Source organism: Ancylobacter sp. GW821-FHT10E12 (assembly GCF_058809335.1).
This window is the reverse complement of the sequence record NZ_JBXASN010000010.1, coordinates 77,096-95,898: the sequence shown is the minus strand read 5'-3', so window position 1 is coordinate 95,898 and position 18,803 is coordinate 77,096. Positions and strand designations below refer to the sequence as shown.

General features: G+C 68.8%; 20 protein-coding genes and 1 pseudogene. 11 read left to right on the top strand and 10 right to left on the bottom strand.

All coding sequences use genetic code 11. The annotated features are described in order from the left end of the window. Positions 1–252 precede the first annotated feature (252 nt). From AC1RU4_RS15300 to AC1RU4_RS15250, 11 genes and pseudogenes are all read left to right on the top strand, one after another. Positions 253–462, top strand: a complete 210-nt coding sequence (locus AC1RU4_RS15300; RefSeq protein WP_492891955.1) for a hypothetical protein — start codon at positions 253–255, stop codon at positions 460–462. A 260-nt stretch (positions 463–722) separates the two neighbouring features. Then, positions 723–1,190: a cupredoxin domain-containing protein gene (locus tag AC1RU4_RS15295; RefSeq protein ID WP_492891954.1), complete on the top strand. Its 468-nt coding sequence runs from the start codon at positions 723–725 to the stop codon at positions 1,188–1,190. Positions 1,191–1,259: 69 nt separating this feature from the next. Continuing rightward, the gene (locus tag AC1RU4_RS15290; protein WP_492891953.1) at positions 1,260–1,529 is read left to right on the top strand and encodes a histidine kinase; all 270 of its coding nucleotides are present in this window, start codon (positions 1,260–1,262) and stop codon (positions 1,527–1,529) included. A 190-nt stretch (positions 1,530–1,719) separates the two neighbouring features. After that, positions 1,720–3,444 (top strand): sensor histidine kinase, encoded by a 1,725-nt coding sequence (locus AC1RU4_RS15285; protein WP_492891952.1) that lies wholly within the window; start codon positions 1,720–1,722, stop codon positions 3,442–3,444. Beyond that, positions 3,444–4,133 carry a response regulator transcription factor gene (locus AC1RU4_RS15280; protein WP_492892062.1) on the top strand — a complete coding sequence of 230 codons (690 nt, stop codon included), beginning with the start codon at positions 3,444–3,446 and terminating at the stop codon, positions 4,131–4,133. Before AC1RU4_RS15285 ends, AC1RU4_RS15280 begins: the two co-directional genes overlap by 1 nt. A gap of 226 nt (positions 4,134–4,359) precedes the next feature. Continuing rightward, positions 4,360–4,437 carry a pyrroloquinoline quinone precursor peptide PqqA gene (gene pqqA / locus AC1RU4_RS15275; protein WP_492892061.1) on the top strand — a complete coding sequence of 26 codons (78 nt, stop codon included), beginning with the start codon at positions 4,360–4,362 and terminating at the stop codon, positions 4,435–4,437. Positions 4,438–4,493: 56 nt separating this feature from the next. Next, positions 4,494–5,420 (top strand): pyrroloquinoline quinone biosynthesis protein PqqB, encoded by a 927-nt coding sequence (pqqB, locus tag AC1RU4_RS15270; RefSeq protein WP_492892060.1) that lies wholly within the window; start codon positions 4,494–4,496, stop codon positions 5,418–5,420. Then, a pseudogene (pqqC, locus tag AC1RU4_RS15265) lies at positions 5,417–6,484 on the top strand (pyrroloquinoline-quinone synthase PqqC). The gene pqqB and the pseudogene pqqC overlap by 4 nt, the downstream one beginning before the upstream one ends. Further along, a complete protein-coding gene (gene pqqE, locus AC1RU4_RS15260) occupies positions 6,481–7,629 on the top strand; it encodes a pyrroloquinoline quinone biosynthesis protein PqqE (RefSeq protein WP_492891951.1) in 1,149 nt (382 codons plus the stop codon). The pseudogene pqqC and the gene pqqE overlap by 4 nt, the downstream one beginning before the upstream one ends. 18 nt (positions 7,630–7,647) lie before the next feature. Then, the gene (locus AC1RU4_RS15255; RefSeq protein ID WP_492891950.1) at positions 7,648–8,346 is read left to right on the top strand and encodes a hypothetical protein; all 699 of its coding nucleotides are present in this window, start codon (positions 7,648–7,650) and stop codon (positions 8,344–8,346) included. Positions 8,347–8,558: 212 nt separating this feature from the next. Then, entirely contained in the window at positions 8,559–8,975 is a 417-nt protein-coding gene (locus tag AC1RU4_RS15250) for a hypothetical protein (protein ID WP_492891949.1), read from the top strand. A gap of 43 nt (positions 8,976–9,018) precedes the next feature. Here AC1RU4_RS15250 and AC1RU4_RS15245 read toward each other — a convergent pair whose 3' ends face one another. From AC1RU4_RS15245 to AC1RU4_RS15200, 10 genes are all read right to left on the bottom strand, one after another. After that, complete coding sequence (locus tag AC1RU4_RS15245; RefSeq protein ID WP_492891948.1) at positions 9,019–9,861, bottom strand: quinoprotein dehydrogenase-associated SoxYZ-like carrier; 843 nt, start codon at positions 9,859–9,861, stop codon at positions 9,019–9,021. 93 nt (positions 9,862–9,954) lie between these two features. Further along, a complete protein-coding gene (locus AC1RU4_RS15240) occupies positions 9,955–11,340 on the bottom strand; it encodes an MATE family efflux transporter (RefSeq protein WP_492891947.1) in 1,386 nt (461 codons plus the stop codon). Beyond that, positions 11,341–11,919 carry a peroxidase-related enzyme gene (locus AC1RU4_RS15235; RefSeq protein WP_492891946.1) on the bottom strand — a complete coding sequence of 193 codons (579 nt, stop codon included), beginning with the start codon at positions 11,917–11,919 and terminating at the stop codon, positions 11,341–11,343. Between the two features lies 1 nt (position 11,920). Then, positions 11,921–12,469 (bottom strand): CMD domain protein, encoded by a 549-nt coding sequence (locus AC1RU4_RS15230; protein WP_492891945.1) that lies wholly within the window; start codon positions 12,467–12,469, stop codon positions 11,921–11,923. 12 nt (positions 12,470–12,481) lie between these two features. Then, positions 12,482–13,072 carry a 2-hydroxychromene-2-carboxylate isomerase gene (locus AC1RU4_RS15225; protein ID WP_492891944.1) on the bottom strand — a complete coding sequence of 197 codons (591 nt, stop codon included), beginning with the start codon at positions 13,070–13,072 and terminating at the stop codon, positions 12,482–12,484. 8 nt (positions 13,073–13,080) lie between these two features. After that, positions 13,081–14,595, bottom strand: a complete 1,515-nt coding sequence (locus AC1RU4_RS15220) for an NAD(P)-binding domain-containing protein (protein WP_492891943.1) — start codon at positions 14,593–14,595, stop codon at positions 13,081–13,083. 94 nt (positions 14,596–14,689) lie between these two features. After that, positions 14,690–15,760: an ABC transporter ATP-binding protein gene (locus AC1RU4_RS15215; RefSeq protein ID WP_492891942.1), complete on the bottom strand. Its 1,071-nt coding sequence runs from the start codon at positions 15,758–15,760 to the stop codon at positions 14,690–14,692. A gap of 3 nt (positions 15,761–15,763) precedes the next feature. Then, on the bottom strand, positions 15,764–16,555 hold the full coding sequence (locus AC1RU4_RS15210) for an ABC transporter permease (protein ID WP_492891941.1): 792 nt from the start codon (positions 16,553–16,555) through the stop codon (positions 15,764–15,766). Between the two features lie 10 nt (positions 16,556–16,565). After that, entirely contained in the window at positions 16,566–17,546 is a 981-nt protein-coding gene (locus AC1RU4_RS15205; RefSeq protein WP_492892059.1) for an ABC transporter permease, read from the bottom strand. An 88-nt stretch (positions 17,547–17,634) separates the two neighbouring features. Further along, positions 17,635–18,735: an extracellular solute-binding protein gene (locus AC1RU4_RS15200; RefSeq protein WP_492891940.1), complete on the bottom strand. Its 1,101-nt coding sequence runs from the start codon at positions 18,733–18,735 to the stop codon at positions 17,635–17,637. Between the last annotated feature and the right edge of the window lie 68 nt (positions 18,736–18,803).

The window sequence follows — 18,803 nt, the reverse complement described above, 5'->3', positions numbered from 1 at the left end:
TTAATCAGCGTCGGCGGGGCCGCGCCCAATCCTTGACCGGTGCCGCCGGAGCCGTGCCGCGCGGCGTTCCGCCACGCCTTTCCGCGGCCGATGCCGGCGCGGCGCGGCCGAGGACGCGCGGGAGCACGAAAATCCGTGCGCGGATATAATACGAACGCGCCCGTCCTGCGTATCTGGCACGAGGCTTGCTGTCTTACGTGGCGTCTAAGGGGGAACGCTCAGGTAGCCAGTCCACACTCAAAGAGGCCAGCTATGGAGCTCATACTGTCTATCTGCCTGATTGCCTCGCCCGGCGTGTGCAAGGAAGAAGCGTTGTCCTTGAACATCGAGCAGGTGTCTCTCCCTACCCAGTGCATGATGGGCGCCCAGCCCGTGATTGCCGAATGGTCGGAAAGCCATCCCAAATGGCACGTGACCAAGTGGCGCTGCGGTCGTCCGGGCGCCGCCGGCAAGGACATCTGAGGTTCTGCGCCGCCTGCTGCCGTCGGTCGGTGCCATGCGCGCCGGCCGGCGGCGGCGCGCCGCCGCCGGGCTGCGGGCGCTGCCAGGTCGCGGGCGCTGCCCGGCAAAATCATAAAATATTCATAAGAATCAATGTTCTAGACAGGAAGAACAGCCGCTCATAGGCTCTCCGGCGGGAAATGTCCCGGCTCGGATCGTCCCCGCCTTGCACGGCGGGCCGGCGCCCCGATGCCAAGGAACAACAACGTCAGGAGGAACCTATGAGGGACGGGCATGGCCGCCGCCTCTGCGCGGGCTTGATTCTCGCCGCCTTGCTCGGGGGCGCCGCCGCATGGCTGCCGGCCGGCTCCGGCGCGCTGGCCGGAGATCTGGCGAAGGGCCGGCAGGACCTGCCGGAGATCGTGCTCGGCGACACCAGCGGCAACGACTTCACCGTCTCCGTGAAGGACATCACCATGGAGGGCGGCAAGTCCTACCGGCTCAACGTGACGTCGAACGGCGGCAAGGAATACAAGTTCATGGCGCCGGAATTCTTCCGCATGATCTGGATGAACCAGATCGTCATCAATCACCTCGAAATACATCCTTATGGCGCACCGCATCACATCGAGTTCGACGATGCGGGCACCATCGCGCTCGAATTCGTGCCGATCCGCACCGGCACCTTCGAATGGTGGATCGACGGCCTCAAGGACAAGGGCATGCACGGCACCCTGACGGTGAAATAGCCGCGCCCGCGCAAATTCCGCACGCATGACGCAAGCCGGCGCAGACGACCGGCAATCGGGGAGGACATCATGGGAAGATTCGCACGCAGCGCCACATCCGGCGCCTTGCTGACGGTGGCGCTCGGCCTCGGCCTGACGGTCGCGGCGGTGGCCGACGAGGCCAAGGACTGCGCGGCCGGCATCGCGCTGCTCAAGGCCGAGGCCGCCAAGAACCCGCCCAAAACCACGCTGGACAAGATCAACAAGGCACTCAAGGGCGCCGAGCGCGAGCTGGGCGAGAAGGAATATGACGAGTGCCTCGACTTCGTGAGCGACGGCAAGAAGGCGGTGCAGGGCTGACGCGCCCAACCCGGAAAGCGCGAGGTAAAGACCCGGCGCCGGTGTCGCAAACCCGCGCCGGGCGCGTGCTGCGCCGCAGCGTGCGCTGCCTCGCCGGACATGAAATCATCGTGTCTCTTCGCGAAAAAAGGCGTGAATCCGGGAAGCCGCCTGCATGCTGCGCGTATCCTTTTCGTCGCTTCGGACACGCATGCCTTCGCTGCGCGGACTGACGTCCTCGCTGAGCGGACACGCGTCTTCGCTGCGCGGGCCGATGTCTTCGCTGCGCGGGCGCATGGCGCTGCTGCTCGCGGTCGCGGTGCTGGTGACCGCCGCCTCCGCCGCCTCGCTGGTGACGGTGCTGGGCCTCGTCAATGGCGAGGTCGACCGGCTGGCTTCGGCCCAGACCCGGCTTGAACTGCTCTCCGGCCTTTCCGGCCGCATCGGCGACTACGCCCTGGTGGCGCTGCAGGCCTCCCAGGCGCCGGAGGGGCTCGGCAGCCTGCCCGCCGCCGGCGACCGGGCGCGCGAGGCGTTCCGCCGCTTCGAGACGACGCTCGGCGAGGACGTGGCCCGGCTGTCGGGCGAGGAGCAGCGCACCCTGATGGCGGCCCGCAGCCGGACCATCGCCCGGCTGCGGGCGCAGTTCGAAATCCTCGACCAGCGGGTGAAGGCGGCGATGATCGCGCCGCAGCGCGCGACCGGGGTGCGCGTCGCGCTCGACGTCTTCGCCGCCGGTTTCGGCGCGCCGCTCGGCCAGGCGATCGAGGAGGAGCGCGCCAGCGCCCAGGCCGCGCAGGAGGCGGTGCGCGATCTGCGCGCCCGCACCCTGCGCTGGGGCATTGCCGGCGTGGTGCTCGCGCTGCTGCTGGCGGCGCTGCTCTACCACCGGCTCGGCCGCTCGCTGATCCGGCGCGTGGCCGATGTGGCGGCCGCGGCCTCCGACATCGCGCGCGGCCGCACCGACACGCGGGTGACGGTGACCGGCCATGACGAGCTCAGCCTCGCCATGGCGCGGTTCAACCGCATGGCGATGCAGCTCGCCCGCCGCGAGGCGCGCCTTGTCGCCGACCAGCAGCGGCTGCAGGAGATCGTCGACGCGCGCACCGCCGAGCTGCGCGGGGCCAACCAGCGGCTGGAGGACGTCGACCTGGCCCGCCGCCGCTTCTTCACCGATGTGAGCCATGAATTGCGCACGCCGCTCACCGTCATCCTGGGCGAGGCCGAGGTGACGCTGCGCCAGGCGGCGCCCCGGCCCGACGACCTGCGCTCCTCCCTATTGGTGATCCAGGCCCGCGCGCGCCGGCTGCACCGGCGGGTCGAGGACCTGCTGCGCATCGCCCGCTCCGAGACCGGGCAGATCGAGCTCGAGCGCACGCTGGTGCCGGTCGCCGGCCTGTTCGCCGAGGTGGAGGAGAGCATGCGGCCGCTCGCCGCCGCCCGCCGGCTGACGCTGGAGAGCGACCCGGCCGAGGGGCTGGCCGTCGAGGCCGACCGCGAATGGCTCCGCCAGGTGGTCGAGGGGCTGGTCGCCAATGCCGTGCGGCACTCGCCCGCCGGCGGGCGGATCCGACTCGCGGCGGCGCTGGAGGGGACCGAAATCGTCCTGCGGGTGCGCGACCACGGCGAGGGCATTCCCCGCGACGAGCTGCCGCACGTCTTCGAACGCTTCTGGCGCGGCGCGCGGGGTAATGGGGAGGGGAGCGGTTTCGGCATCGGTCTCGCACTTGCGAAATGGGTCGTCGAGCGGCATGGCGGCTCGATCGCGATCGAGAGCACGGACGACGCGTCCGTGCAGCAGGAGGCATCGGCACCGCTCCCGCCGCCGGTCGCCCCGCCGCTCTCGCCGGCTGCCGCCGATCGCGAGGCCGCCGGCACCTGCGTCGCGATCCGACTGCCCGCCTCTCTGCCGCATGTCACGCTGGAGCCCGCATGATGACCATCCTGATCGTCGAGGACGATGTCGATATCGGCTCCCTGCTGCGGCGCGGCTTCGCCTCGGAGGGCTATCAGGTCGAGCTGCTGGGCGACGGCGACCAGGCGCTGAAGGCGGCGGGCGGCAAGGCGTTGGAGGCGATCATCCTCGACGTGATGCTGCCGGGGCGCTCGGGCATCGAGGTGTGCAAGGCGCTGCGGACGGCTGGCCAGACCGCGCCGATCATCATGCTCTCCGCCCGTTCCAGCGTGAACGAGCGCACCGAGGGGCTTCTCGCCGGCGCCGACGACTACATCGTCAAGCCTTTCGCCTTCGAGGAGCTGCTCGCCCGCGTGAAGGTGCAGGCCATGCGCCGCAGCGGCGGCGAGGAGGAGCCGCGGGTATTGACCGCGGGGCCGCTCACGCTCGATCTCCACCTGCGCCAGGCGCAGGCGGGCGACACCCGCGTGCGGCTGACCGAGCGCGAGGTGGAGCTGCTCGCCCTGCTCATGCGCCACGCCGGCGAGCCGCTCGCCCGCGCCGACATCTTCGCGGCGCTATGGGCCGGCCATGGCGGCGCCTCGCTCAACGTCGTCGACGTCTATGTCGGCTATATCAGGCACAAGCTCGCCGAGGTGCTGGCCGGCGGCGAGCACCTCATCGTCACGGTGCGCGGCCGCGGCTTCATGTTCGAGCCCAATCCCGACTGATCACGTTCCGGTGCGGGGCTAAAATGTGCTGCACTGCAATAGTTCTGGCATATGGTCGACCGACAATAATTCTGGACTTGTTCTTGACTTGAGCGTCGGAGTGATCAAACTAATATTGTCGTCGTCACGAAGAGTGGTGGCGAATGTTTCTTACGAACTTCTCAAAAGCCTCTTATGAACTTCTTAGAAGCGCGTAGAGAGGCAATTTAACCTGGAGGACACCGAAATGACCTGGACGACTCCTCGTATCGTCGAAGTTTGCGTCGGCATGGAAGTCAACGCCTATATGCCGGCCGATTTCTGACGCCCGGAGGCGGGACGCGCGTCCCCGGCATCGCCATGCCCGATCGCAAGTCCCGCCTGCGGCTCGTGGTTCTCGGCTCTGCCGCCGGCGGCGGCTTCCCGCAGTGGAACTGCCGATGCGCGGTATGCGCGCTCGCCTGGGAAGGCGATCCGCGCGTGCGGCGACGGACCCAGACCTCCGTCGCGGTCAGCGCCGACGGCGAGCATTGGGCGCTGGTCAACTGCGCGCCCGAGATACTTTCGCAGATCCAAGCCATGCCGGCATTGCATCCGCGAGGAGGACGCCGGCACACGCCGGTGGCCTCCGTGTTGCTTACCAATGCCGACATCGACCATGTCGCCGGCCTGCTCAGCCTTCGCGAGAGCCAGGCTTTCGCCCTGCACGCGACGACCGCCATCCACGACGTACTCCGCGCCAATCCGGTGTTCGATGTCCTCGCCGAGGACCTGGTCGAGCGCCGCAGCGTCGGGCTCAACGTCCCGTTCGCGCTGGTCGAGGGCGTGACGGCGGAGATCTTTCCCGTGCCGGGCAAGGTCGCCCTCTATCTGGAGCGCGGCGAGGTCGCGACCGCCCTGGAGGGCGAGCAGACGGTGGGGGTCGAGCTCGGCGACGGCGTCGTCCGCATCCTGTTCATTCCCGGCTGCGCGCGGATGACCGAGGCGCTCCGCGCCCGCATCGCCGGCGCCGACGCGGTGCTGTTCGACGGCACGGTGTGGCGGGACGACGAGATGATCCTCGCCGGGGTCGGCACCAAGACCGGCCGCCGCATGGGCCACATGGCGATGTCGGGCGAGGATGGCTCGCTCGCCGCCTTCGAGGCCATCGACGTCCGGCGCAAGGTCTACGTGCATGTCAACAATACGAACCCCGTGCTGATCGAGGGGTCTGCCGAGCGGCTCGCCGCCGAGGCCGCGGGCTGGGAGATCGCCGAGGACGGCATGGAGATCGTGCCGGCGGACGCGAGGATGGAGACCGCATCATGACCACGCTGCTCACCCCGGAGGAACTGGAGGCGCGGCTGCGCGACGTCGGCCGGCGCCGCTATCACAGCCTGCACCCGTTCCACAGGCTGCTGCATGGCGGCGAGCTGGCCTTCGGCCAGATCCAGGCCTGGGCGCTCAACCGCTACTATTATCAGGCGATGATCCCGGTGAAGGATTCCTCCATCCTGGCGCGGATGGAGGAGCCGGAGCTGCGCCGGGCCTGGCGCCAGCGCATCATCGACCATGACGGCGACCGGGAAGGCGAGGGCGGCATCGCCCGCTGGCTGAAGCTGACGGACGGGCTGGGGCTCGACCGCGACTATGTCACCTCGCTCAGCGGCCTGCTGCCGGCGACCCGCTTCGCCGTCGACGCCTATGTGCATTTCGTGCGCGACAAGAGCCTCTTGGAGGCCATCGCCTCCTCGCTCACGGAGATGTTCTCGCCGGGCATCATCGGCGAGCGTGTCGCGGGCATGCTGAAGAACTATGATTTCGTCTCGAAGGAGACGCTGGCCTATTTCGACAAGCGGCTGACGCAGGCGCCGCGCGACGCCGACTTCGCGCTCGACTACGTCAAGCGCAACGCCCGCACGCGCGAGCAGCAGCAGGCCGCCATACGGGCGCTCGAATTCAAGTGCGACGTGCTGTGGGTGCAGCTCGATGCGCTCTACTTCGCCTATGTCGACCCGGCCATGGCCTATCCCGGCGCCTTCGTGCCGGAGCGTGCGTCAGCAAGGCAGGAGGCCTGAATGAACGCCGAGCCCGCCACCACGCTTCCCGCCACCACACTGCCCGCCACCGGCGTGCCGAGGCTCGCCCGCGGGGTCCGGCTGCGCCATGACGAGGCGCGCGGGCAATGGGTGCTGCTGGCGCCGGAGCGGGTCCTGCATCCCGACCCGGTGGCGGTGGAGATCCTGCAGCGGGTCGACGGCCAGCGCAGCATCGAGGCGATCGTCGACGACCTGATCATCGCCTTCTCGGTCGACCGCGCCCGCGTCGCCGCCGATGTCGATGCCTTCCTCTCGGGCCTTGCCGAGAAGGGAATGGTGGAGGTGGCCCCATGAACGTCGTGGCCCGCCCCGAACCGGATCTCGTCGCGCTCGCCCGCCCGGCCTTGCCGGTGCCCTATGGCATGCTGGCGGAGCTGACCCATCGCTGTCCGCTCCAGTGCCCCTACTGCTCCAACCCGGTCGAGCTCGACCGACGCAATGCCGAGCTCGACACCGAGACCTGGCTGCGCGTCTTCAGCGAGGCGGCGCGGCTCGGCGTCTTGCAGGTGCATCTCTCCGGCGGCGAGCCGACCGTCCGCCGCGACCTGGAGGCGATGATCCGCCATTGCGTCGAAGTGGGGCTCTACACCAACCTGATCACCGCCGGCGTCGGCGTCACGCCCGAGCGGCTGCAGGCGATCTCGGATGCCGGCATCGACCATGTGCAGCTGTCCTTCCAGGGCGCGAGCGCCGAGGTGACCGACCATGTGTCGAACTTCAAGGGCGCGCATGAGCGGAAGCTGGCGGTGGCCCGCGAGGTCCGCCGGCTCGGCCTGCCGCTGACCGTCAACTCGGTGGTCCACCGCGCCAATATCCACCAGATCCCCGATTTCATCGAGCTGGCGCTCCGCCTCGACGCCCGGCGCATCGAGATCGCCCACGCGCAATATTACGGCTGGGCGCTGCGCAACCGCGGGGCGCTGATGCCGACGCGCGACCAGGTGTTCCGGGCGCTCGACGTGGTGGAAGAGGCGCGCGAGCGGCTGAAGGGCGTGCTCACCATCGACGCCGTGGTGCCGGACTATTACGCCAAATATCCCAAGCCGTGCATGAACGGCTGGGGCCGGCAGTCGCTGAACGTCACGCCGTCCGGCAAGGTGCTGCCCTGCCACGCCGCCGAGACCATCCCCGATCTCGATTTCTGGAACGTGCGCGAGCATTCGCTCGCCGAGGTCTGGCAATCCTCGCCCGCCTTCAACGCCTTCCGCGGCACCGACTGGATGCCGGATCTGTGCCGCTCCTGCGAGCGCAAGGAGGTGGACTGGGGCGGCTGCCGCTGCCAGGCGATGGCGATTGCCGGCGATGCCGCGGCCACCGATCCCGCCTGCCACAAGTCGCCGCTGCACGCCCATCTGTTGGCGCTGGCCGAGGCCGACGCGGCGACGGGCCAGGACACCTATGACTATCGCCGCTTCCTGACCCCTGACCGGGCCTCGTAACGCCTTCCGGAGCCCATCATGCGCCGCCTCCTGCCTCGCCTCGCCGTTCTGGCGATCCTGCCCGTCCTTGCCGGCCCCACCATCCTGCCCGTGAGCGCCGCCGTCGCCGAGCCCGGACCGATCGAGCTGTTCTTCGACACGCCCTATCTCGCCAAGCTGCCGAACGGCACCCGCCTCGCCTACAGCTACACCCACACCACGGCGAAGAAGGACCTCGGCGACAGCTTCGACGAGACCATGCAGCTCACCCTTGTGCCGGCGCCCGAGGACGCCTCCAGGCAGGTCGCCAAGGTCGACATCCGCCGCGGCGAGGCCGAGCAGGGCGCCGGTCCGTTCCCGGCGCTGAGCAATCCGCTGACGCTGGTACTGCTGGAGCGCGAGGCCAAGGAGATCACCCAGCTCAGCAAGGGCAGCCCGTACTATATCCGCAACCGCCTGCGCGACGCGCTCGCCAACGCGACGGTGGAGCCGGCCACCGTCGACTATGGCGGCAGGCAGCTTGCCGGCTGGAAGATGAGCATGACGCCGTTCGCCAAGGACCCGCACAAGGAGCAGCTCGTGGAGATCATCAACCGGCGCTACGAGTTCCTGTTCTCGGACGAGGTGCCGGGCGGGCTCGTTGCCGTCCGGGTCGTCACGCCGCAGCAGGATGGCAAGGCCAATCTCATCGAGACCAGCCTGACGCTCGAAGGCGGTGCGTCGCCGGCGGTGAAATGAGCCTTCGGCTCGCGCCGGTCCGCGTCGGGCCGGGAACGGAACGACGCCGGCCGGCGGCTGGAGAACATTCCGCCAAAGTTGAACGGCTTTTGCCGGGGGAGCCTCCTCCGGCGCGATGGGAACATCCTCCAGCTTGTTGAATCGAGAGCGCCTTCCTGTCGATCCGGCGGTTTCGCCGGATCGGAAGCGGCTCTGAGACTGGGAGCAACGCCATGCGTATTCTCGCCGGGGCCGCGATCGGCCTTTGCCTCTGCCTCGCCGCCGGCGCCGCCTCCGCCCAGGAGGCCGGCGCGGCCGGCCCGGCGGGCGCGAGCCGGCCCGCGCCGAGCGCGAACGTGCCGCCCGGCTTCATCAATGACTATCCGACCGTCGCGCGGGCCGACTACGTGTTCGGCTGCATGGCGGCGAACGGCCAGACCCGGCAGGCGCTGGAGAAATGCTCCTGCTCGATCGACACCATCGCCACCATCCTGCCCTATGAGAAATATGTCGAGGCCGAGACCATCCTCAGCGTCAGCCAGGTGGCCGGACAGCAGGCCGAGGTGTTCCGCGCGACCGGCATGTTCCGCGACATCGTCGCCGACCTGCGTCGGGCCCAGGCCGAGGCCGAGATCACCTGCTTCTATTGAGACGGGGCCATCGGGACCCCGGCACGGGCGGCGCCGCGCCGGCTCACCCGGCGGGCTTTAGCTCGCTCTCGAAGCGGCGCCCGTCGGTGTCGCCGGCATCGACACGGATGTCGCGGCCGGTCGGCTCATAGGAGAATTGCAGCGCCGGATCCTCGCTCAGCGAGATGCCGCCCTGCATGGAGAGGATGAGCTCGTCGCCCTGCTTCACCTCGATGCGGTCGACATATTCGGCCGGGATATAGAGCCGGGTCACCTGGTCCATCTGCAGGCCGGAATAGTTCGGGTGCCGGATCATCAGCTGCATGCGGGCGAAGCGGCTGGCCTTGGTGGCGTCGCCCTCGAGGCCGGGCGCGACCACGCGCAGCTTCATCTGGCCGATATTCCTCAGCGCCGCCTCCTCGTCCTTCATCGCCGGGGCCGAGCAGCCGCCCGACGCCTTGACGAAGCGCTGCACCATCCGCAGCGAGCCGTCGCTGAGCTCCGCCACCGCCCGCACATAGGAATAGGAATTGACCCGCAGCCGGGTGCCGAGGGTGAGGTCGCGGCGCTCGCCGCCGAAGGTGAAGGTCGCGGCGACCGGCGCCGGATTTTCGTCGACGATGAGGGTGAGCTTGCGAACCGTGCGGGTATCGTCCTGCGGAAGCGCCACGGAAATCTCGATCGGCACCATGGCGGCGTCCTCCGCCCGCGTCGGGGCGGTGAGCGTCACCAGCGGGCCGGCGTCGAGGACCGGGCGCTCGCCGAACACGTCCGGCTTCAGCGCCTTCCAGGTGGCGTCGGCGTTCGCCTCCTGCGCCGAGGCGGCGGTGAGGCCGGCCAGCGGCACGGCCGCCATGATCGACGCGGCAAGGACGGATGAGGCGAGAATCCCCCTGGCGAAGCGCATGTCATTCTCCCGGTGCGTCCGCCGGGTCGTTGGCCGCCCGGCGGTTCAGGCGTCGATCATACGCCCGCGCGCCGGGAATCGCAGGTCAAATTGTCATCCGGCGTCCGGGCGAGGGGCCGACCCGCGCCCGCCGGAGGCCGCCGGACCCATGGTCCGCGCCGCGAGCCCCGGCAGCATCCAGCGGAAGGCGACGCTGCGCACGCACTGGAACAGGCTGAGCGCGATCCAGAGCCCGTGATTGCCGAACAGGGGCTGCAGCACCGCGCAGGCGGCGAGATAGGCGACGAGCGACAGCAGCATCAGGTTGCGCATCTCGCGCGACCAGGTGGCGCCGATATAGACGCCGTCCATCTGGAAGGCGACGACGCCGATCAGCGGCAGCAGCGCCGCATAGGGCAGGAACTCGTGCGCCAGCCGCTCCACCGCCGGCGTCGGCGCGGCAAGGCCGATCACCCAGGGCGCCAGCAGGAAGAAGCCGGCCGAGACGACGGCGGCGAACGCGAAGCCCCACAGCGTGGTGAGGGCGATGACGCGGTCGAAGGCCGGCCGGTAGCGCGCCCCGACCGCCCGGCCGGCGAGCTGCTCGGCGGCGGTGGCGTTGCCGTCGAGAAACGCCACCCCGAAGAAATAGAAGCGCAGCAGGATGGTGTTGGCGGCGAGGATGTCGATGCCGAGCGTGCCGCTCTGCCGGGTGAAGAAGGACAGGCCGATCAGCAGCGAGAAGGAGCGGATCATCATGTCGGAATTGACCGCGAACAGCCGCCGCAGCCCCGCGAGGTCCGGCAGCCGCCACAGCGACGGATCGGTCCGCGCCAGCACCAGCACCAGGCCGGCCAGCGTGGTGGTCGCCTCCGCCGCGAGGCTGGCGAGCGCCAGGCCGGCAAGGCCCCAGCCGAGGCCGAGCACCCACCACAGGCTGAGCGCCAGGTTGAGGCCGTTCAGCAGCGTCTGCAGCGCCATGGCGGTCACCGCCCGGCCGAGGCCGATGGTCCAGCCGAAGATGACGAAATTGATCAGCACGAACGGCGCCGACCACACCCGCCAGCCGAAATAGACCCCCGCCGCCTCGGCCACCTTGCCCTCGGCGCCCAGCACCGCCAGGCTGAGCCGGCCGAGCGGGACGTGCAAAGCGAGGATGACGAGGCCCGCCACCAGCGCGATGACCAGGCCGGCGAGCAGCGTGCGCTGCTCGGCCGCCCGGTCGCCGGCGCCGACCGACTGCGCGGTGAAGCCGGTGGTAGCGCCGCGCAGGAAGTTGAACGAGACGAAGATCACGTCGAAGATCACCGCCGCCAGCGCCACGCCGCCGATCAGCGCCTCGTCGCCGAGCTGGCCCACCACCAGCGTCGCCACCAGCCCGACCAGCGGGGTGGAGAGATAGGCGGCCATCATCGGCAGCGCGATGGTGAGCACGTCGCGATGCCCGACCTCGAACGGGCGGACCGGCGTACCGGCCGCCGGATGCGCGAGCGTGTCCACTCAGGCTTTTTTCTGCGGTTCGCCGAGCGTATGCATCAGCCGGTTCGCCCAGCCGAAAATGGCCACGGAATGGATCAGGTCGAGGATTTCGAGGTCGGACAGCCCCATGCCGCGCAGATGGTAGAGGTGGTAGCCGCCGATATCGGCCGGCGCCGAGGTGAGGTCGACCGCGAAGTCGAACAGCGCCTGTTCCGGGGCGGGAAGGTCGGCCTTGACCTCGCTGGCGTAGATCTCGGCGACGATTTCCGGCTTCTTCTCCAGCTGGATATAGCGTGCCGCATGCACGGCGGCGCAGTAGACGCAGCGATTGACCACCGAGGCGCCGAGCGCCCCGAGCTCGCGTCCGCCGCGCGACAGGCCGCCTTGGCTGTACATGATGTCGTTGAACAGCGGCGTGCGCTCGCGCAGCGCCTCCGGCTCGTGGGCGAGCACCAGCACATAGGGCGAGATGCCCTTGTTGGAGGGCGTCATGCCCAGCGCGTCCTGCTGCGCCGGCGTCGCCTGGGCGAAATCGACCGGCGTCACATACGGGTTCCAGTCGAGCGGCTCGGTGGTGAAATCGTGCACCGTCTCGGCCATGTCAGTGATCCCGCAGCATTTTCAGGCCGGCGACCACCAGCACCTGGTAATTGACGAAGGCGATCAGCCCGGCGAGCGTGACGATGTCGCGGTCGTCCAGCCCCGCCGCCGACAGCGCCTCGACATGCGCCCGCGTCGCGCTTTTCGGCGTCAGGGTGACGAGATCGACATGGCGCAGCATCGCCGCGAGCCGGCTCGACGCATCCTCCGGCTGCCAGGACGGGTCGGCGATCCGCGCCTCTTCGCTGGTGCCGCCCTCGGTCGCGAGCAGGGCGCGGTAATGGGTGGCGAGCTCGTCCGCCTTCCACAGGCCGGCCATGCGCGCCGCCAGTGCCGCCCGCAGCCCATAGGAGAAATGGCGCGACTCGGCGGGATGCAGCGCGGCGACATAGCTCGTCTGCGTCAGGTGCTTCAGCTTTTCCCGCCGCCGGCGCAGCTCCAGCACCGGCGAGGAGGCGTCGAGGCCGAGGACGGCGTCGATTACGTCCCCGGCAGGAGTGGCGGGGGCGGTGGCGGGGACGGTGGTGACGGGGCTCGCGGAGATCGTCATGTCGCTCTCCGCTCAGCCCTCGGACAAGGCTTCGTCGAGGAAGCCCAGCCGGTCCTGCCCCCAATAGAGCACGTCCTTGTAGATCCAGGTCGGGGTGCCGAACACGCCGCGCTTGCCGGCTTCCGCGTGGCTGTCGAGCCAGGCCTGCATGATCTCCGGCTGGTCCTCCATCGCCTGCAGCTTCGCCCCGTCGAGGCCGAGCGCGTTCGCCACCGCGATGCGCACCTCCGGCACGGTGACGTCCTTCTCCTCGCTCCACAGCGCGCGCAGCAGCGCGTGGCTCAGCTCCAGCGCCGGCAGGCCGAGCCGGTCGGCGGCGATCACCATGCGGGCGGAGAACTCGTTATTGGTCGGGTAGTATTTCGGCTTCAGCACCAGCGGCATGTTCAGCCGCTTGCGCCAGCGGTCGAGCTCCACCGCGTGATAATCCTGCCGCGGCTGCGGGCGCGAGCGCAGCGGCACGCCGCCATTCTCCGTCACGATGCGGGTCGGGCGCACCACCACGTCGAGATCGTGCTTCTCGATCAGCGCCTTGAACTGCGGCCAGCCGAGATAGGCCCAGGGCGAGGAGAGGGCGTGGTAGTAATAGACGGTCTTGCGCATCGGGATTCTCACGCGGTCTTCTGCTGGGGGACGGGTGTGTCGGCTTCGGTTTCGGCGTCGGCGTCGGTCCATTCCGAGCCGTCGAGCTCCGGCTTGGCGTAGCGCTGCAGCGCCTGCCAGTGATGGTCGACGTCGCGGATGAACAGGCCGCCGGCAATGCCCTGCGCCAGCCAGAGCGCGCCCTCGCTGATCGCCGGAATGTCGCCGCTCACCTTGCCGAGGCTCATGGTGGCGCCGTAGTTGAAGCAATGGATGTCGGCGAGCCAGGGCGCCGTGCCGGGCACCTTCTCGGTGAAGGCGAAGTCGTCGGCCAGCCACGGGAAGCGGCCGAGGCCGGGATTGGCCTCCTCCGGCGGCGGGGTGAAGCGGTCCTCCCAGCAGGCGACGGCGTCGCGATAGTCGCCGAGCTCGTCGCGGCTCACCGGGTCGATCGAGAAGCCGGTGCCGAGGATGATGAAATCGGTGCGGAATTCCCGGCCGTTCACCGTGGTGATCACCACCTCGCCGTCTTCCTCGCGCACCGAGCCGATGCCGCAGTCGAAATGGAAATAGGCATTGGCATGGCGGCTGACCCGCAGCGTCGAGCCGTGCGGCGCCGGCGTCTGCTGCCGGGCGGCGTAGTCCATCAGCCGCCAGCGCCATTCCGGCGATATGCGCGGGAAGCCGGCGGTGACGCCATAGGAGCCGATGCCCATCAGCTTGTTGATGGTCGGCATGGTCGTGCGGCGGGCCAGCAGCCGCACCTCGCCGGCGCCGGCCTCCAGCGCCTCTGCGGCATTGTCGACGGCGGAGGCGCCCACCCCGATCACCACCACCCGCTTGCCGCGCAGCGCCGCGAAGTCGATGGCGTCGGCGGAATGCGCCCACAGCCGGTGGCGCTCGATCGGCGCCACGAAATCCGGGATGGTCGGCTCGCCGAGCCCGTCGCGCCCGGTCGCCATCACCACCTTGCGGGTGAGGATGCCCGGCCGCGCGCCGCCGGCGATCTCCAGTTCGATCAGCCCGTCCGGCCGCGGCAGGATGCGGCTGACATCGGTGCCGTTCTCGACCGGGATGTCGAGCACGTCGCGGTACCAGTTGAGATAGTCCATCCACATCGGGCGGGGGATGCGGAACAGCTCCTCCCAGGCGGCCTCGCCGAACTGCGCCGTGAACCACATGCGGAAGGTGAGCGAGGCCATGCCCAGCGCCGGGCCGAGCAGGGTCTTGGGCGAGCGCAGCGTCTCCATGCGGGCATAGGTGCGCCAGGGGCCTTCGCGGCCCTTGGGCGCGCGGTCGATGATGCGGATGTTGCGCAGCCCGCCGCGCGTCAGCGCGAACCACGCTACCAGCCCGCACATGCCGCCGCCGATGATCGTCACGTCGCTCACCGGCCGGCCGTCCGGCGAGACGACCGGCGCCGACCAGTTCGCCGGCGGATAGTTGAGGCAGTCGAGATCGTAGCGGACGCGGCGGTCGAGCTCGGCGAGCCGCCGAGCGGCGTCCGCCTGATATGCCTCTGGCTGGTGTGCCTGGCTGGTCATGGGCAGTCCCTGTATCCTTTCAAAGCCGGTGCCGGCCCGCACGCCGGGCGCGCGGGGGTCGCTGCCGTGATGAGACGGTCGCGGTCGTGGCGGATCAGTCCGCCAGGACGATCGCGTCCTCTCGGCGCCAGCCGACGAACACCTCGTCGCCGGCGATCTGCGCCAGGGCCTTGGGGTCCAGCTCCGCCGTGACCAGCTGCCGGTTGGCGAGCTCGATCTCCAGCGTCGTGTGGCTCCCCTTGAAGATGCGCCGCGCGATGCGCCCCTCGACCGCGAGGCCGTCGCCCGGCTGTTCGGCGAGGCAGTACATCGATTCCGGCCGCACGGCGGCGGCGACGCGGGCACCGGCGGCCGGGCGGCTGTCGTTGAGGCCGGCATGGACGATGCGGCCGTTCCAGTCGATCGCCGCCATGCCGCCATCGGTGCCGAGCACGGTGCCCTCGACCAGATTGCTCTGGCCGATGAAATTGGCGACGAAGCGGCTGCGCGGGCGCGAATACAGCGTATGCGGGTCGCCCATCTGCTCGATGCGCCCGCCATTCATCACCACGACGACGTCGGACATGGTCAGCGCCTCCTCCTGGTCGTGGGTGACGAACAGGAAGGTCTTGCCGGTCTTCTGCTGGATCGACTTCAGCTCGACCTGCATCTGCTCGCGCAGCTTGGCGTCGAGCGCGCTCAGCGGCTCGTCGAGCAGCAGCACGTTGGGGTCCGGCGCCAGCGCCCGCATCAGCGCCACGCGCTGGCGCTGGCCGCCGGAAAGCTGGCCCGGCATGCGGTCGGCGAAGGCGGCGAGCTGCACCAGCGACAGCAGCTCCATGGTCCGCCGGTGGATCGCGTCGGACGGCAGGCCCTTCAGCTCCAGCCCGAAGGCGACGTTGCGCCCGACGGTGAGATGCGGGAACAGCGCGTAGTCCTGGAACACGATGTTGACGTTGCGCTTGTTGGGCGGCAGGCGGGTGATGTCCCGCCCGTCGAGCAGGATCTCGCCGGAGGTCGGCAGCTCGAAGCCGCCCAGCATGCGCAGCGTCGTCGACTTGCCGCAGCCCGAGGGGCCGAGCAGGGTGACGAACTGGCCCGGCGCGATGGCGAGGTTGAGGTCGATCACCGCCGGGCTGGATTCGTAGGACTTGTTGATGTTGCGGAACTGGACGACGGGCTGCATCGGTCAGGCCTTCGAACGGCGGGTGAAATGTTCGGCATAGAGGCCGACGGCGGCCGTCACGACAAGGACGATGGTGGCCATCGCGTTGATCTCCGGTGACATGCCACCCTGCACCTTGGCGAAGATGAGCATGGGAAGCGTCGGCTGGTAGCCGCCGAGGAAGAAGGTGCGCACGAAGTCGTCGATGCTGCTCAGCACGCAGAAGATGGCGCTGCCGATCAGCGCCGGCGCCAGGAACGGCACGGTGACGCGCATGAAGGCGACGAAATTGTCGGCGCCGAGATCGCGGGCCGCGTCGACGAGGCTCACCGGCATCGAGCGCAGCCGCGTCAGCACCATCACCACCACGAAGGGCACGGCGTGCACGGTGTGGCCGAGGATGATGGCGCCGGTGCCGGTCGGGATGTCGACGACGCGGATGAAGATGCGCATCGAGATGGCGTTGATCAGGCCGGGCACCACCGCCGGCAGGCAGGCCAGCGCGAAGATGATCGTCCGGCCCCAGATGCCCTCGGCGGCGACCAGCAGCGCCGTCCACACCCCGATGGTCAGCGCGAACAGCGTGGTCATCGCCGCGATGAGGATCGAATAGCCGACGGCGTTGAGGAACTGCTTGTCCCGCAGCACCGTGGCGTACCAGTCGAGCGTCCAGGACTGGATCGGGAAGGCGATGAAATTGGCTTCCTTGAAGCTCATCGCCATCATCAGCGCCAGCGGCAGCAGCAGGTAGATGACGAAGAGCCAGTAGGAGGCCGACAGCGCCGTTTTGGGAAGGTCGGTGAAATAGCGGTTCATCGGCGGCGCCTCACGTCAGCCGGACCGAGCGGCCGCCGACGACCTTCATGAACAGGCCGACGGTGGACAGCGACACGATCAGCATCAGGATGGAGAAGGCGGAACCCGCCGGCCATTTGTCGCTGGAGGAGTGGAACAGGCTGGCGATGATCTCGGGGAAGATCACCGTGTTCGGCCCGCCGAGCAGCAGCGGCGCGGTGAACACGCCGATCGAGATGAGGTAGACGAGGCTGCAGCCGGAGACGATGCCGTCCTTGGACAGCGGCAGGATCACCCGCCGGAACCGCTCGACCGGCCCGGCCCCGAGATCGGCGGCGGCGTCGATGAGCTGCGGCGGGATCTTCTCGATCGCCGAATAGAGCGGCAGCAGCATGTAGAGCGCGATCAGGTAGACGACGCCGAAGCTGAGCGAGAAATAAGTGTAGAGCATCGAGACCGGCCGATCGATCAGCCCCAGTTCGCGCAGCACGAAATTGATGGCGCCGCGATTGGCCAGCAGCATGATCACCGAGAAGGTACGGATGAGCTCGCCGGCCCAGAACGGCACCAGCAGCAGCAGCAGGGCGCGGCTGCGATTGGTCGGGCGCACCACCTTCGCCACGTAATAGGCGACCGGGTAGACGATGATCAGCGTCGTCACCGTCACCACGGCCGCGAAGACCAGGCTGCGGACGAACGGCATGAAATAGAGCGGCTCGTTGAAGAACAGCAGGTAGTTGTCGAGCGTATAGACCGTGCCCGTCGCCGGCGGCGGATAGGTCGACATCAGGCTGATGCGCGCCATCTGGTAGATCGGGCCGATATTGAGCGTCACGATCCAGGCGAGCGGCACCACGATGAGCAGCACCAGCCGGGCGCGGGCATTGTTGGCGACGAGCCCGATCGTGCCGGCATAGAGCCGCGAGCGGACCATGCGGCCGATCCAGCCGCCATAGGCCGGCGCCTTGTCGTGCCCGGAGGGCCTCGCCCCGCTCATGCTGCCATCCACCATCGCGTCGTTCATCGCCCTGTCTCGAGGGCGGCGGCCCCACCGCGAGGCCGCCGCCGGTCATGGTGTCGGAAAACTGTCGGGAACGCGATCAGGCCGCCTTCACTTCGGCGGTGGCCTTCTCGATCATGTCGTTCTTCATCTTGCGGTTGATCGGGCTGAAGAACTGGATGCGCGCCATTTCCTCCTGCGGCAGGCCGTTGGCGGCCCGCTCGCGCTCGGTCAGCACCTTGTCCACCCCGGCGAAGGCGGAGGAGAAGCCCGACTGCCGCGTCATCGCCGCGCCGATCTCCGGCGAGGACAGGATGGCGTCGAGGAAGGTGTAGGCGGCGTCGGCATTCGGCGCGTTCTTCACGATGTTGAAGGAATAGATGAAGCCGTAGGTGCCTTCTTTCGGGATCGACAGCGCGATCGGGTGCCCGTCCATGATCAGCTTGGCCGCCGGGCCGGACCAGGTCTGGGCGATATGGATGTCCTCGTTGAGGAACATCTGCTGCACCTCGGAGCCGGCGTCGTAATATTTGCGGACCTTGTCCTTGTTGGCGATCAGGAGGTCGCGCGCCTTGTTGGTGGCGGCCTGGGCGATCTCCGGCTTGCCCTCATAGGTGACGAAATCGCCGTCATTGCCCTGGTAGCGCATCACGATGGCGAGGAAGTCGGAGATGATGTAGGAGGTCAGCCCCTTGAATTCCTTGTCGAACATGTAGCCCCAGGTGTCGGTGGGCTTGGTGTACTGGGTGTTGCGCGCCATGCCTTCGAAGCCGGCGAGCAGCGGCACGCCGTAGACCGAGCCGTTGACGACGAGCTGCGGCGCGCCCTTGTACGGGCCGGCGAGGTTGCCCCAGTTCTTGATGCGGCCGGTGTCCAGCGGCGACAGCAGGTCGGAGGTGATGAACTGCGACAGCCGGTGGCCGGTGACGGTGACGATGTCGGTGGTCGGCGAGGTGCCCTCGGCGGAGAGCAGGTTGTACTGCTTGCCCTGGTCGTCGGTCAGGCGCACGCGCACCTCGATGCCGGTGTCCTTCTGGAACTGGTCGATGAAGGCCTGCGGCACGAACTTGTCGTAGGTCGTGATGTTCACGACCTTGCTCTGCGCCTGGGCGGGCCGGATGATCGCCGGGGCGGCGACGAGGCCGGCGCCGGCGGCGAGCAGCTTGAGAGTCGAGCGGCGGTTGGCATCAAAGTGGTTCATGTGGTCCTCGTTTGGCAGGATCGCTCGTTTGACAGGATCGCTCGTTTGACAGGGGTCGCTCGTTGGCG